The organism is Halorubrum coriense DSM 10284 (genome assembly GCF_000337035.1).
Classification (GTDB): Archaea; Halobacteriota; Halobacteria; order Halobacteriales; family Haloferacaceae; genus Halorubrum; species Halorubrum coriense.
Genome location: NZ_AOJL01000020.1, coordinates 1 through 13424, shown reverse-complemented (window position 1 = coordinate 13424; position 13424 = coordinate 1). Strand labels below are relative to the sequence as shown.

General features: G+C 69.5%; 14 protein-coding genes, 1 tRNA gene and 1 pseudogene. 9 read left to right on the top strand and 7 right to left on the bottom strand.

Annotation, left to right across the window (positions count from 1 at the left end):
* Positions 1 to 2: 2 nt before the first annotated feature.
* The gene (locus tag C464_RS03770) at positions 3 to 1826 is read right to left on the bottom strand and encodes a hypothetical protein (protein ID WP_006112221.1); all 1824 of its coding nucleotides are present in this window, start codon (positions 1824 to 1826) and stop codon (positions 3 to 5) included.
* A gap of 575 nt (positions 1827 to 2401) precedes the next feature.
* Positions 2402 to 2474: transfer RNA gene (locus C464_RS03765), tRNA-Pro, on the bottom strand.
* A 136-nt stretch (positions 2475 to 2610) separates the two neighbouring features.
* Between C464_RS03765 and C464_RS03760 the strand changes: the two genes are divergently transcribed.
* Positions 2611 to 2955 carry a DUF2087 domain-containing protein gene (locus C464_RS03760; protein ID WP_006112220.1) on the top strand — a complete coding sequence of 115 codons (345 nt, stop codon included), beginning with the start codon at positions 2611 to 2613 and terminating at the stop codon, positions 2953 to 2955.
* 70 nt (positions 2956 to 3025) lie between these two features.
* On the opposite strand, the gene C464_RS03755 is transcribed toward C464_RS03760, so the two are convergent.
* Positions 3026 to 3406: a CHY zinc finger protein gene (locus C464_RS03755; protein ID WP_006112219.1), complete on the bottom strand. Its 381-nt coding sequence runs from the start codon at positions 3404 to 3406 to the stop codon at positions 3026 to 3028.
* 11 nt (positions 3407 to 3417) lie between these two features.
* Positions 3418 to 4032 (bottom strand): tRNA (pseudouridine(54)-N(1))-methyltransferase TrmY, encoded by a 615-nt coding sequence (trmY, locus tag C464_RS03750; RefSeq protein WP_006112218.1) that lies wholly within the window; start codon positions 4030 to 4032, stop codon positions 3418 to 3420.
* Between the two features lie 50 nt (positions 4033 to 4082).
* On the opposite strand from trmY, the gene C464_RS19150 reads away from it, so the two are divergent.
* Positions 4083 to 4223: a hypothetical protein gene (locus C464_RS19150; RefSeq protein ID WP_006112217.1), complete on the top strand. Its 141-nt coding sequence runs from the start codon at positions 4083 to 4085 to the stop codon at positions 4221 to 4223.
* A gap of 37 nt (positions 4224 to 4260) precedes the next feature.
* Here the strand turns inward: C464_RS19150 and pyrF are convergent, their stop codons facing one another.
* Complete coding sequence (gene pyrF / locus C464_RS03745; protein WP_006112216.1) at positions 4261 to 5091, bottom strand: orotidine-5'-phosphate decarboxylase; 831 nt, start codon at positions 5089 to 5091, stop codon at positions 4261 to 4263.
* A gap of 147 nt (positions 5092 to 5238) precedes the next feature.
* Here pyrF and C464_RS03740 point away from each other — a divergent pair, with 147 nt between their 5' ends.
* Positions 5239 to 6483: an MFS transporter gene (locus C464_RS03740; protein WP_006112215.1), complete on the top strand. Its 1245-nt coding sequence runs from the start codon at positions 5239 to 5241 to the stop codon at positions 6481 to 6483.
* Between the two features lie 28 nt (positions 6484 to 6511).
* On the opposite strand, the gene C464_RS03735 is transcribed toward C464_RS03740, so the two are convergent.
* Positions 6512 to 7825 carry a carboxylate--amine ligase gene (locus tag C464_RS03735; RefSeq protein WP_006112214.1) on the bottom strand — a complete coding sequence of 438 codons (1314 nt, stop codon included), beginning with the start codon at positions 7823 to 7825 and terminating at the stop codon, positions 6512 to 6514.
* A 135-nt stretch (positions 7826 to 7960) separates the two neighbouring features.
* Here C464_RS03735 and C464_RS03730 point away from each other — a divergent pair, with 135 nt between their 5' ends.
* Positions 7961 to 8488, top strand: a complete 528-nt coding sequence (locus tag C464_RS03730; RefSeq protein ID WP_006112213.1) for a DUF5813 family protein — start codon at positions 7961 to 7963, stop codon at positions 8486 to 8488.
* A gap of 39 nt (positions 8489 to 8527) precedes the next feature.
* On the top strand, positions 8528 to 8851 hold the full coding sequence (locus C464_RS03725; protein WP_006112212.1) for a hypothetical protein: 324 nt from the start codon (positions 8528 to 8530) through the stop codon (positions 8849 to 8851).
* 19 nt (positions 8852 to 8870) lie between these two features.
* On the opposite strand, the gene tmk is transcribed toward C464_RS03725, so the two are convergent.
* Entirely contained in the window at positions 8871 to 9464 is a 594-nt protein-coding gene (gene tmk / locus C464_RS03720) for a dTMP kinase (RefSeq protein ID WP_006112211.1), read from the bottom strand.
* Positions 9465 to 9647: 183 nt separating this feature from the next.
* Between tmk and C464_RS03715 the strand changes: the two genes are divergently transcribed.
* From C464_RS03715 to C464_RS03700, 4 genes and pseudogenes are all read left to right on the top strand, one after another.
* Complete coding sequence (locus C464_RS03715) at positions 9648 to 11027, top strand: hemolysin family protein (protein WP_006112210.1); 1380 nt, start codon at positions 9648 to 9650, stop codon at positions 11025 to 11027.
* Between the two features lie 99 nt (positions 11028 to 11126).
* Positions 11127 to 11999 carry a universal stress protein gene (locus C464_RS03710; RefSeq protein ID WP_006112209.1) on the top strand — a complete coding sequence of 291 codons (873 nt, stop codon included), beginning with the start codon at positions 11127 to 11129 and terminating at the stop codon, positions 11997 to 11999.
* 89 nt (positions 12000 to 12088) lie between these two features.
* Positions 12089 to 12985 carry a complex I NDUFA9 subunit family protein gene (locus tag C464_RS03705; protein WP_006112208.1) on the top strand — a complete coding sequence of 299 codons (897 nt, stop codon included), beginning with the start codon at positions 12089 to 12091 and terminating at the stop codon, positions 12983 to 12985.
* 109 nt (positions 12986 to 13094) lie between these two features.
* Positions 13095 to 13424 (top strand): annotated as a pseudogene (locus C464_RS03700) (cell division protein); the annotation flags it as partial.

Here is a 13424-nt window from a genome sequence, read left to right as displayed (position 1 = left end):
GACTAATTTTGGCCTGGAGGTGACATACAAGGACGGGGCTCTTCCCGAGTCATTGTCGGATTATTCACGTGATAGTCTTCGACAACTAGGAGCCGGTCGGCGACATTGGGGTCCATGATCCCGTTGTTGACGAACCTGCGAGCGATTGTTTCTGGATTGTGGCTTGCGACCCCGGTACGGGCGTCGCGGAAGACCTCCCCTTGAGCGAGGTCGTGGCGGAGCCGAGTATTCCGGATAATATTCTTTATCGGCAATTCTAGAGCCACCATGTCGACGCCGCCACCGCCGGGTTCGTGTTCATTCCCGTCGCGGTCGACGATCGCTTTCAGCTCGTAACCGAACTCAGGTTCCGTCGAGCGTCGGTCGAAGGCTTCGGATTCAGGTTCGATTTGACCATTCAGTATCTCGCCGACGAACTGCTTGTAAGATGGGTCGATATTCAGATGCGCCAGCATCGCCGGCAGAGAGATATCCCTGCCGTGAACGTCGAGATAGTCCCGGACGCGGTCACGGATCACCGTCTTTTCGAGCGATTCTCCGTATGACCACGCGCTGGCAGCGCTCGGCCACCGTTCGGCGAGAGATAGGTCGCGCTCTGTTTCTGGCGCTGGCGCAGCTGCGTCAGCAGCCCATCGGAGATCGTCGTCGAGCGCAGGTTCAGTTTCGGGCGGGCCGTCGAGTTGGTCTTGGTCGACAGTCCAAGGCGATCCACAGCAAGAGCAGACGACATCAGCGCCGCGACCATCGTCCCACCGAATGCGCTCGCCATGAGCGTCGACCTGTCCAGACTCTTCATTCTCTGCGCGCTGTTCGCACCGATCGGCGCGGATAGCTTGGTTCACAGTCTGCGAACGGGTGGTCCGCTGGCGAGCAGCCGACCAGTAGACCGCGCCCCATGCGATGTACTCGATCGGCTTGTCTAGCAGATCCTCGGTGTATCCGCCCATGTACGCAGCGAGGTACGAGCCGAGGTTACCGACGTCTGCGTTCATCGAAATACAACCGTCGTCTTCCTGGAGGTAGTCATCGATCGCGTCGTAGTTGTGTGCCGACCATCCAGCAGGCTCACACACCTCTAGGTGTTTGTCGATCACTCGTTCGAACTCCGAAGCGACCGGACGGAGGTCACCGAATCCGGCTCCGTCGAAGTAGACGCCGACGTGAATATGCGTGTAGCAGGCATTGAGACCAGCGTCTTTGTCGGGGTCAGCTGCGGTGCCCATTCCGTGCGGTTCCGCCTGGAGCCAGTAGCCCCACTGCTCCGAGTCGAGGTCGAGGTGATATTCCATCACGTTGCGGAGAGTGTCGCGGACGCCGCCGTAGCTGAACGCATCGTGAATCGCGTCCATCTGCTCGACAGGCGGCAGTCGATCACCGTTGGGGACCGACGAGGCGGTCAGGGTGAGCATCACAGTCACCGGGTCGTCCCAAGCAGGGTCGGCTTCACCACCGGATGGACGCTTTCCACCGGACATCTGTCGCTGGAGTGCGCGAGCCCGCGCGTACTGCTTCTTGCTGTACTCTTTCCCCCACGCGTCGGCGAGCGGTACGTCGAACTCATCGCCTGATTCACGATCTTCGAAGCGGGCCATCATCCCGCTGTACTCGTGATGAGCGCGCAGGAAAGCGTGAATCGCGTCGAGCCACGTCCCAGCGGATCGAGAGCGAAGCGAATCGACAGCGAACGAATCTTCGAGCGGGTGATCAGGGTCGACAAACTCTTTCTCCCATTCAGCTTCGGTGACGATGCGCCGGAGCTTCCGGCCGTGTGCCTCCGAGAGCGGTTGATCGGCGAGGTGGGGGTACTCGGTCGCGAACTCGCTCACCCGTTCAACGATGGGATCGGCGTCTTCCTCTAAACCGGTGAGAGAAGCCGTTACAGAGTTAGTCTCCTTGGAAGGCCAAGACGCGGACGGTTCATCGGGTGCGCTCATCGCCCACCTCCAAGCGTGCGCGACCGCTCCGCGACCGCGACAGCACCGCCGCTCGTTTGGCGACCTTCGGTCGCCTGTGCGCGGTCGGCGGCGTTCGGACCGGGTCCGCCGGTCCTCACGCACCACAAGGTCGCCGACCGCTTGGGGAGACTGTCGGGGCTCGCCTCGAGAGAGTGAGCGCGATCGTGCCGGAACCGTGGGGAGGTGGACCGGCGCGCAGCTGGCCGGCTCACCGTTCGGGAGCAGTGAGGTCGTCAGGACGCCGGGGGCAGTCGAGCGCGTGGCCGTATTCGAGCTGACTCGACGAGTTCCGAGTACACCGACAGCCACACGCGGGGCACCAGAACTCTCCAGGCCCGTCCGTCGTCAGGGCTGGCCCTGTTGAGCCGTCAGATAGGCTCACGCAGACCACCCCGTAGAGCCGCTAAGACCTGTCAGTAGAGGCTGGAAAAAGTATAAGGGGGTAGTGGGCCGGCACGAATTTGAATCGTGGTTACGGCCACCCGAAGGCCGAAGGATACCAAGCTACCCCACCGGCCCGCACTCGACAGAAGGCCGTTCGTTCTTTTAATCCTTCCGAAAGGGGGGCAGTCGGATCCGCCCGTCAGAGTTCGGTCCGTGGGTTGAATTCGCACACGTACCGAACGGTTATTCCGCGACCGGGCGTTTCGAGTCCGTGACACTCGACTTCGATCGGGACCGTGAGACGGTGTTCGAGAAACACCGCCGGAACGACTCGATGCCGGGCAACAGCGCGCTCAAACTGCTCGTCTTGGAGGAACTGCTCGACCGGGAGTTCGAGGTCGGCGAGGTCTACGAGAACGATGAGTTCACCCGCCGCATCGGCGAGCACTTCGCCGAGCCGATCCACCTGCGCCGTGAGCTGGTGAACTTCGGCTACGCTCGGTACGACAACCGGGAAAACGAGTACGAAGTTCGAACCCTCGAACTCTCCGAGGCCGACGTGCGAGCGAACAGCCACCTCGAGCGTCACGCGAAGGACTTGGGCGTCTTGGAGTAGCCTCGCGACGGCTCTTCGCACACACGGTCAGCCGAGTTATCCCGTTCGGCCTTCCTCCCCGTCGGAGAAGTTAGCCCTCGAAGTACCGGTCGCGGTGCGCCCGACAGCCGGGGTTGAACGGCGCGTCGCACGCGGGGCAGGCGTCGTCGTCGCCGTCGAGGTAGGCGGTCGCGGTGAGGGTCGTCCCGCAGACGCCGCACAGCACCGCCGGCTCGTCGAAGCGCTCGCGGGGCCACGGGACCGCCTCGTGGTCGGCGGCCGCGTCGTGACAGGCGTCGCAGGGGTAGTACGCCTCACAGCAGCCGAACCGGAGCGCGATCACGTCGACGGGGTCGTCCCAGTGCGCGCAGCGCGTCTCGGGGTCGACGGCGACTCCGCGCAGGGGGACGTCGAAGCGCGGGTCGGTGTCGGGCGCGGTCGCGGTCTCGCGGTCGGGCGGGAGCGTCGGCATTCGTCTCGGCCTCAGTAGGCTGTGTACCCGTCGGTGTCGAGCCAGTTGTGGACCACCGTGATCGCGTGGTCCGCGTGGAGGAGTTCGGGACCGACCCGGAGCCGGCGCTCGGCGCGGTCGCTCACCGACGCCGCCTCGTCCGGCGCGAAGTCGTGGTGGTCCGAGAGCACGAACACGGGGTCCGCCGGGGGCGCGGCGTCGACGAGCGGGTCGCCCTCCTCGTGGAGCTGGACGAGCGTCCCGTCGGGGCCGCGTCCGCCCTCGCCGACGAGTCGGTCGAGCGTCGCGTCGAGGCCCATCCGGCGGAGTTCGACGCCGGGGGAGACGTCGGCGGGCATGTGGCCGATCGCCTCGTCTCGGGCGTCGAGCGCGTCGCGGACCCGCGCGGCGACGTTGCGCTCGTCGGGGTGGAGGTGGCGGAGGGTGTCCGCGTCGAAGGTGACGGTGAACTCGTCGGCGACGACGAGGTGGACGCGGACCGACTCGCGGATCCCGTGCGAGAGAAAAACGCCGGCGCTCACGCACCGGCAGCAGAGGTCGAGCCGGCCGGCTCCCGGGATATCGGACAGCGATATCGCGTCCGGATCGGTGGGGACGTCGCGGCCGATGACGACGAACTGGCGCATGGTCGAGGGTCACCCCCGACGGTCATAAGCCGTGCGACCCAACCGCCGCCGTGAGCCTCACCGGACTCTGTCAGATCTGCGAGGCGGCGACCGCGGAGCACGTCTGCGACCGCTGCGGGCGCGCCGTCTGCGACGACCACTGGGACGAGGCGGCCGGCGCCTGTTCCGGCTGCGCCGCCGGTCGGAGCTAGCGCGAGGCGACGCTCGACAGCGACGTGACGCCGCGGCTCAGCGGTGCCGGTTCAGCCGCTTCTTGAGTCGCTTCGCCGCGTCGCCCGCGGCGCCGAAGTACGTCGCCTCGTCGCCGGGGCGGCTCGACTCCTCGCCGGCGAAGATGATCCCCCGCGAGGAGTTCACGAGCCCGACGTCGACCGGGAGGTCCGGCCGCGACGCGAGTCCGTGCTCGACCGCGGCCTCGGCGTCGCCCCCCTGCGCGCCGACGCCGGGCACGAGGAACGGGATCTCGGGGACGATCTCGCGGACCGACTCGAGCTCCGCGGGCGCGGTCGCGCCCACGACGAGCCCGACGTTGCCGTTCGCGTTCCACACGTCGGCGAGCGCCGCGACGCGCTCGTAGAGCGGTTCGCCGGAGGCGAGTTCGAGGTCCTGGAGGTCCGCGCCGCCGGGGTTCGAGGTGCGACAGAGCGCGAACACGCCCTTGTCCGCGCGGTCGAGGAACGGCTGGAGCGAGTCGCGGCCGAGGTACGGGTTCACGGTGATCGCGTCGACGTGGTCGAGCACCTCGGCGTAGCGCCGCGCCGTGTTGCCGATGTCGCCGCGCTTCGCGTCGAGCAGGACGGGGACGCCCTTCCCCTCGGCGTACGCCGCCGTCTCGCGGAGCGCGCGCCAGCCGTCCGGGTCCTCGTAGAACGCGGCGTTCGGCTTGTAGCAGGCGGCGTGCTCGTGGGTCGCGTCGATGATCCGCCGGTTGAACGCCCACCGCGGGAGGTCGGCGTCGGCCACGGCGTCGGGGAGCCGGCTCGGGTCGGGGTCGAGCCCGACCGAGACGACGCTGTCGACGGCCTCGATCCGGTCCGCGAGCGTCTCGAAGAAGTCCATACACGCCCTGCGTCGGGGGGCGAACTAATCGTTGTGTTCCGCATCGATCGGGCCACCGTACCGGCCAGACGCTCCGGTGTATGTGCCGATCGGGGGATCCCGTAATAACAGGATACACCCCTCGGCTCCCCGTCCGTCACCGCACGCATGGCCGGTGGCACTGGCGATGGCCTTCGGGAGTCGCTCTCCGGACCGATCCTGAAGTACTACGCCTACAAGGCGACGAAGGCGGTCGAGTTCTACCGCCCGATCATGTACCTGTTCTTTCTGGCGCAGGGGCTCTCTTTCACGCAGATCGCCGTTCTGGAGGCGCTGTACAACGTGACGACGCTGGTCGGTGAGATCCCGACCGGCTACGTCGGCGACCGCGTCGGGCGACGAAACAGCCTCCTCGTCGGGACCGCGCTCATCTCCCTGACGCTCCTCGGGATCGGTCTCTCGAGTTCCTTCTTCGCGCTGGCCGCCCTCTACGTCTGCTGGTCGCTGGGCTACAACTTCCGGTCCGGAAGCGAGGACGCGTGGCTCTACGACACGCTGACCGACGACCTCTCCGAGGACGAGTTCGCTCGCGTCCGGGGGCGCGGGGAGTCGGCGGCGTTGGCCGTCGGGGCCGTCGCGGCGGTCTCGGGCGGCTATCTCGGGAGCGTCGACCTCTCGTACCCGTGGTTCGTCGCGGCGGGCGTGACGAGCTTCGGCGTCGCGGTACTGCTCACGCTCGACGAGCCCGAGACGTACGAGGAGACCGCCACGGAGGACCTGAGCCTCCGACGGACGGTCCGCATCGTGCGGGACGTCCTCTCGCGCCGTCGGCTGCGGTCGCTGCTGCTGTACTACTACGTCCTGTACGCCGCGGTCACGTACCTCGCGTTCGTGTTCCTCCAGCCGATCTTCGAGACCGTCGTCCTCGACCTCGGGATCGGGCAGTCGCGGGTCGAATCCCTGCTGGGCTGGTTCTACGCGGCGTACAGCCTCGTCGGCGCGGTACTCAACTACTACACGGGGGCGATCCGGCGGCGGATCGGGCTGCGGACGTGGTTCCTCGTCCTCCCGTTCGCCGTCGGCGGCGCGCTGGTCGGGATGTACTTCGTCCCGGTGCTCGCCATTCCGACGTTCCTCCTGATCCGAGGGGTGTCGGACGTCACGCGGTCGTTCGCCGGACAGTACGTCAACGACCGGGTGGAGACGCTCGGTCGCGCGACCGTCCTGAGCGCGATGGCGATGGTCAGCGGCCTCGCCGTCGTGCCCTTCCAACTCGGGAGCGGTGTCGTGTCCGACGCCGTCTCGCCCCTGTTCGCGCTTGGCGTCGCCGGGGTCGTCCTCGTGGTCGGGGCGGCGGCTATCCTCCTCTGGGAAATCCCCGTCGGGGACGACTCCGTCGGCGATCAAGTCTGACCCGCTCTCCCGTTCGGAACGCCGTCGCTTAACAGGAGCAGTAGTACTCGCGGTCGACGAACTCCGTCTCGAACAGCTTCGCCGCCGGTCCGGGGTCGGAGGGGCGGTAGACGCCGGTCGTCAGGTTCCCTTCGCGCTCGAACGCCCCGGAGACGAGCCGCCGCCAGTCGGCGGCCGAGAGTTGGTCCCAGAACGCGTCGTCGCCCCCGAGCAGCGAGAGGTAGTCGCGGAGGTACACCCACCGGGTCGGCTCGACGCCCTCGGACTCGTAGGTCGCGTCGGTGACCGCGGCGTAGGCGGCCATCGGGAGGTTCGCGCCCGCGGCGACCGGCATCCCGATCCACTTCCACGGCCGGGTGTTGACGTCGAGCAGCAGGAACTCTCCCCGGTCGTCGTCGTAGACGAACTCCGCCTCGCTGATCCCGTGGTAGCCGGCGTCGTCGAGGACGGCGAGCGCGCGCTCCTCGATGGCCGGCTCGTCCGCGGTCTCGACGAGACAGGAGGTGCCGAAGTTGCGCGGGTACCGCACCGCGGCGTTGCCGACCACCGCGAGGGCGTCGTCGCTTCCGGACGGGGGGACGTAGGAGGCCAGCGAGTGGTCCCGGCCCGTCGCGATGTCGACGCGCTTCTGGGCCATCACGGCGATGCCCTCTTCGCTCGCGGCCGCGACGACGTCCGCGAACTCCCCGCGGTCCGCGACCTCGATCACGTTGGTGCCGAACGCCTCCTCGAAGTCGCGCTTGAGCTCGGGTTTCACCACCAGCGGGAAGCCGAGCGCGTCGGCCGCCTCCTCGACCGTGGCGTCCGCCTCGCGGGTCCCGCTCGCCGCGGTCTCCGCGAGCCGGTACGTCTCCGGGTAGGGGACCCCGAGCGCCTCGCACGTCGCGTACAGCGCCGACTTGTTCAACACGTCGTCGAGCGTGTCGCTCCCCGCGAACGGGAGTCGGACGCCGTCGGGGTCCGCCTCGGCGTACGACAGCACCCACTCGTCCATACAGCCGAACGCGACGGCCTCGGTGCCCGCCGCGTCGACGATCGACTCCACGTCCTCGCGGAACCCGTCGAGGTCGTCGAGCGGGTACGTCACCGCCCCCGCGAAGTCGACCGCGTCCGAGGGGGGAGCGAGCCCGTCGTGGGCGACCGCGTCTCCCCCGCCTGCGCCGCCCGCCCCCGCGCCGCCAGCGCGGTCGAGCGCGACGACGGGCACGTCGTGGGCGTCGAGGGCGCGCGCGACGCCGAGGCCGGTGATGTGGGCGTTGCTCACGAGCGCCGGCGGTCGGTCGAACTCGGCGGCCGCGAGCGCGTCGATCAGTCCCTCCGTGGACCGGAACCGGTCTGCCATACCTCGCCTCGTCGGTCGACGCATAAAAGCGCCCGACGTACCGGCTCGGCGTGCCCGTATCGGTGACGGGGGCGCGGTCCGGAGTCGCGCGGGCGACGCGAGCGGCTTTTCAGGCCGCGTCGCCTTCAGATCGGTATGACCGAAACCGAGGACGACGGCGCCGACGCGGCCGACGAACTCCCCGACCGAGTCCGGCGGGCGTTCGGCGACCACGGGTCGTTCGAGCGCGACGGCGACGGCTGGGTCTCGACGACGACCGCGTTCGACGGGCGCGTCCGGGCCGAACCCGCCGACGAGGGGCGAGTCCGGTTCGCCGTCACCGTCCGCGTGCCGACGCTCTCCGCGGTCGCGGCAGACGGGGTCGCGGACGTGGTGGAGGACGGCTGGGCCGACACGTTCGAGCGCCGCGCCGTCGATGTCGGCGGCGTCACGCGGAAGGACCGGGAGTTCGACCCGGCCGTCGAGCGCGACGGCGACGAGATAACGGTCTCCTACGCGCTCGTCGATATCAACGAGCGGCGCGGCGTCGACGACGCGGGCGCGCTGATCGACTTCGTCGAGGGGACGTACGTCCAGGGCGTGATTCCGGGGTACGAGTACACGGCACCCGTCTCGGACCTGCTCTCCGCCGCGCGACAGCAGGGCGGCGGCGGGCCGGTCTGAGGCCGATAGGGGGAAGTGTCGGCGGCCCGTACGGCGACCATGCTCGCGCTGTTCGGGTTCGGCAGCCTCCTCGCGCTGGTCGCGTTCCACACGTTCCTCGCCGGGGTCGCGACCCGGTTCTTCCGGATCCGGCTCTCGACCTCGTGGGGGTCCGTCGTGTACACGTTCGTGTTGACCCCGCTCCTGCTTCTCGTCTCGACGATCGTCTTCACCGGCGCGCTCGGGGTCGGCACCGGCATCAACGTCGGCAGCTCGACCATCCTGCTGGCGCTGACCGTCGGCCTCCCGCTGGCGCTGGGGATCGCGATCGACTACCTCTACGTCCCCTCGCCCGACGAGTACGAACTGCCCGACACGCGCTGAGGGCTCCGAAGGCGAGCGTTCAGCGGTCGACCAGATCCGCCACGACCTCCTCGACTCGCGCGATCACGTCCTCCGGCGCACGCGACGCGTCGACCCGGTGGAACCGACCCGGGTCGGCGTCGATCAGGCGCTCGTAGTTGTCGCGCACGGCAGCGAGGTAGCCGTCGCGTTCGAACTTGTCGGTGCGACCGGAGCGCTCGGCCGCGGTCTCGGGGTCCAGATCGAGGTAGATCGTCGCGTCCGGGGGGCGCGAGAACGCGCTGTGGATCCCCCGGACGTACTCCAACGGTCGCTGGACCCCGGCGTCGGCGCGCGCGAGCGTCGCGCCCTGATAGGCGAACCGCGAGTCCGAGTAGCGGTCGGAGATCACCAGATCGCCCGCCGCGAGCGCCGGCCGGACCGTCTCGGAGAGGTGGTTCGCGTGGTCGGCGGTGTACAGGAACAGCTCCGCGAGCGGGTCCGCGTCCGCGTCGGCCATCGAGCGTCCCACCGCCTCGCCGTACCAGCTGTCGGTGGGTTCGCGGGTGAACGTCGCGTCGGGGTACACGTCGTGGAGCGCCTCCCAGACCGTCGTCTTGCCGCTCCCGTCGATCCCCTCCAGCGTGATCAGCATGGTGGCGTTCCGCGGCGGCGAGGAATAAACGACCCGGGTCCGGCCGGGCGGTCGACTCCCGTCCCTTTCCGGGTGCGACGACCGCCCGCCCTTTTTAGTGACCCCTCCGCGAACGGCCGGCATGTTCGTCGACTCACGCAGGGCCGTCGACTCGCCGGTCCGTCGCGCGCCCGGGGGGAACGGATGGTAGCCGTCGCCGTCTCGCTCTCGCGGGTGGCGGCCGCGCTGATACTGGTCGTCCTCAACGGCTTCTTCGTCGCCTCGGAGTTCGCGTTCGTCAGGATCCGGGCCACGTCGGTCGATCAGCTGGTCGAGGAGGGGAAGGCGGGCGCGGAGACGCTCGGCGAGGTGATGACCAACCTCGACGATTACCTCGCGGCGACGCAGCTCGGGATCACGCTCGCGTCGCTCGGCCTCGGGTGGATCGGCGAGCCCGCCGTCGCGGCGCTCATCGAGCCCGTCCTCGGGCCGCTCCTGCCGGAGGGGGTGGTCCACCTCGTCGCGTTCGCGATCGGGTTCTCCTTCATCACGTTCCTCCACGTCGTCTTCGGCGAACTCGCGCCGAAGACCATCGCCATCGCGCAGGCGGAGCGGGTCTCGCTGCTGCTCGCGCCGCCGATGAAGCTGGCGTACTTCCTCTTCTCGCCCGGCATCGCGGTGTTCAACGGCACGGCGAACGCATTCACCGGCCTGATCGGCGTCCCCCCGGCCTCGGAGAGCGACGAGACGCTCGAAGAGCGCGAGATCCGGCGCGTGCTGGCGCGGGCCGGCGAGGCCGGCCACGTCGACGAGTCCGAGGTCGCCATGATCGAGGGCGTCTTCGAACTCGACGACACTGCGGCCCGCGAGCTGATGGTCCCGCGCCCCGACGTCGTCTCGCTGCCCGCGGACGCGTCGCTGGCGGCGGTCCGCGAGACGGTCCTCGACGCCGGCCATACCCGGTATCCCGTCGTCGACCGCGACGACGCCGACCGCGTCGTCGGCTTCGTCGACGCGAAGGACGTGCTGCGCGCGACCGCCGAGGGCGACGACGACGCGACCGCGACCGACCTGGCGCGGGAGATCCTCGTGGTCCCGGAGACGACGAGCGCGAGCGACCTCCTCGTCCAGTTCCGCGACGAGCGCCGCCAGATGGCGGCGGTGATCGACGAGTGGGGGGCGTTCGAGGGGATCGCCACCGTCGAGGACGTCGCCGAGGCGCTCGTCGGCGACCTCCGCGACGAGTTCGACGTCGCCGGTAGCCGCCACACGATCCGGCGGACCGGCGACCGGACGCACGAGGCAGACGGGTCGGTGGCGCTCGCCGACGTCAACGACGCGCTCGGGACCGACCTCAGCGGCGACGGCTACGAGACCCTGGGCGGGTACGTCCTCGACCGGATCGGGCGCTCGCCCGAGGTCGGCGACGCCGTCGAGGCGGCCGAGTTCGCCTTCGAGGTCACCTCGACCGACGGCGCGCGCATCTCGACGGTGCGGGTCACTCGGCGCGACGGCGCGGAGGGGTCGCCCGACGGCGGAGATGGGTCCGACGGCTCCGGCGAGTCCCCCGGCGACTCGGCGTAACCGCGCCTCGCTCCGCGGTCCGCGTCGCGCGCGTCCCGACCGGTGCGTCCCGCCGCGCGGACGCGAGCGCTTTTCACCCGCGGCCGCGACCGTGCCCGTATGTTCGACCGGATCTGCGTCCCCACCGACGGCAGCGACGCGGCCGCGGCGGCCTTCGAGCACGTCTTGGCGGTCGCCGCCGACCACGGCGCGACGGTCCACCTCCTCCACGTCGCGGACACCACCCGCGACAGCGTGACCCGGATCGGCGGCGACGTGGTGGACGTGCTGGAGCGAGAGGGCGAGTCGATCGTCGCGGACGCGGCCGCCCGCGCCGCGGAGCGCGGCGTCGAGGCGGAGACGGCGGTCCGGCAGGGCGGCGTCCCCGAGACGGTCGCCGCGTACGCCGCGGAGGTCGACGCCGACCTCGTCGCCATGTCCACGCAGGGCCGGCAGGGCGTCGAACGCCTCGTCGGTAGCACGACCGAGCGCGTCGTCCGCCGGTCGCTGGTGCCGGTGTTGGCCCTCCGGCCGGGCGACGATGAGGTGCCGTACCCGTACGAGGACGTTCTAGTCCCGACCGACGGCAGCCCGGCCGCGACCGCCGCGCTCGACCGGGTCCTTCCGGTCGCGGAGCGGGCGGGCGCGACCGTCCACGTCCTCTCGGTCGTCGACACCGGCGGGATCGGTATCGGGGACTACGTCGAGGCGGACGTCCTCTCCGGGTACGCGGACGACGCGGTCGCCGAGGGCGTCGAGCGCGTCGAGGCCGCCGGGCTGGAGGCGGTCGGAGCCGTCGAGGTCGCCTCCTCGGCCGCGCGCGGCATCGGGGCGTACGTCGACGACCCCGGCGCGGACCTCGTCGCGATGGGGACGCACGGCCGGACCGGCGCGGGTCGGTACCTGCTCGGGAGCGTCGCCGAGCGCACGCTCCGCACCGCCCCCGTTCCGGTGTTGACGGTCCCGGTCGGCGACGAGCAGTCGTCCGACTGATCGCGCCGTCGACGGCCGTCACTGCCCCCGATTTCGGGGGCGTCTGACGTCGCGGTAGGTTTACGGGCCTTCCACGTGACACGGATCGTATGAAAGTGCTGGTAGCCGGGGGGACCGGCTTCATCGGATCGTATCTCTGTCGCGCGCTCGCGGACGACGGCCACGCGGTGACCGCGCTCTCCCGTTCGCCCGGCGAGACGCCGGACGGCGTGACGGGCGTCAGCGGGGACGTGACTGACTACGACTCCGTCGCGTCGGCCGTCGACGGCCACGACGCGGTGGTGAATCTGGTGGCGCTCTCGCCGCTGTTCGAACCCGACGGCGGGAACCGCATGCACGACCGGATCCACCGCGGCGGCACGGCGAACCTCGTCCGCGCGGCGGAGGACGGGGGCGTCGACGGGTTCGTCCAGCTGAGCGCGCTCGGCGCGGACCCGAACGGCGACACCGCCTACATCCGCGCCAAGGGCGAGGCGGAGGAGATCGTCCGCGACAGCGACCTCGACTGGACCATCTTCCGTCCCTCGGTCGTCTTCGGCGAGGGCGGCGAGTTCGTCTCGTTCACCAAGCGCCTGAAGGGGATGTTCGCGCCGGGCGTCCCGCTGTACCCCCTCCCGGGCGGCGGGAAGACGCGGTTCCAGCCGATCCACGTCGAGGACCTCGTCCCGATGATCGCGGCCGCGGTGACCGACGACGAGCATGTCGGCGAGACCTACGAGATCGGCGGCCCGGAGGTGCTCACGCTTCGGCAGGTGACGGACCTCGTCTACGAGGCCGAACAGAAGGGCGTCACCATCGTCCCGCTCCCCATGCCGCTCGCGAAGGTCGGCCTCTCCGTCCTCGGCGCGGTCCCCGGGTTCCCGATGGGGGCGGACCAGTACCGGTCGCTGAAGTTCGACAACACGACCGCCGACAGCGACGTCGGAGCCTTCGGCGTCGACCCGGCTGACCTGACCACGCTCGGCGAACACCTCGGGATCCGATGACCGGGACCGCGAACGTGTCAACTGTCCTAATCTCAATGCTGGTAACGGCAACCGAAGGCTTATATACGAGATCACGTTCTGTTCATTTCAAACGCGGAGGGAGCACACGATGAAACTCGCAATGATCGGATTCGGCCAGGCGGGGGGTAAAGTAGTTGACAAGTTCTTGGAGTACGATAAGCGGACGGGCTCCGAGATCGTTCGAGCCGCGGCGGCGGTCAACACGGCGAAGGCGGACCTGATGGGGCTCGAACACATCGCCGAGGACCAGCGCGTCCTCATCGGCCAGTCGCGCGTGAAGGGCCACGGCGTCGGCGCGGACAACGAACTGGGCGCGGAGATCGCGGAGGAGGACATCGACGAGGTCCAGGGCGCGATCGACTCGATCCCGGTCCACGAGGTCGACGCGTTCCTCGTCGTCGCCGGACTCGGCGGCGGG

What these genes read in the sequence shown, in the direction of transcription:
- tmk (WP_006112211.1), bottom strand. Translation starts at nt 9,464, where the DNA reads ATGCTGATCACGCTGGAGGGGATCGACGGGAGCGGCAAGACGACGGTC.
- C464_RS03725 (WP_006112212.1), top strand. Translation starts at nt 8,528, where the DNA reads ATGCTCGCGCTGTTCGGGTTCGGCAGCCTCCTCGCGCTGGTCGCGTTC.
- C464_RS03715 (WP_006112210.1), top strand. Translation starts at nt 9,648, where the DNA reads ATGGTAGCCGTCGCCGTCTCGCTCTCGCGGGTGGCGGCCGCGCTGATA.
- pyrF (WP_006112216.1), bottom strand. Translation starts at nt 5,091, where the DNA reads ATGGACTTCTTCGAGACGCTCGCGGACCGGATCGAGGCCGTCGACAGC.
- C464_RS03705 (WP_006112208.1), top strand. Translation starts at nt 12,089, where the DNA reads ATGAAAGTGCTGGTAGCCGGGGGGACCGGCTTCATCGGATCGTATCTC.
- C464_RS03730 (WP_006112213.1), top strand. Translation starts at nt 7,961, where the DNA reads ATGACCGAAACCGAGGACGACGGCGCCGACGCGGCCGACGAACTCCCC.
- trmY (WP_006112218.1), bottom strand. Translation starts at nt 4,032, where the DNA reads ATGCGCCAGTTCGTCGTCATCGGCCGCGACGTCCCCACCGATCCGGAC.
- C464_RS03755 (WP_006112219.1), bottom strand. Translation starts at nt 3,406, where the DNA reads ATGCCGACGCTCCCGCCCGACCGCGAGACCGCGACCGCGCCCGACACC.
- C464_RS03735 (WP_006112214.1), bottom strand. Translation starts at nt 7,825, where the DNA reads ATGGCAGACCGGTTCCGGTCCACGGAGGGACTGATCGACGCGCTCGCG.
- C464_RS03740 (WP_006112215.1), top strand. Translation starts at nt 5,239, where the DNA reads ATGGCCGGTGGCACTGGCGATGGCCTTCGGGAGTCGCTCTCCGGACCG.
- C464_RS03710 (WP_006112209.1), top strand. Translation starts at nt 11,127, where the DNA reads ATGTTCGACCGGATCTGCGTCCCCACCGACGGCAGCGACGCGGCCGCG.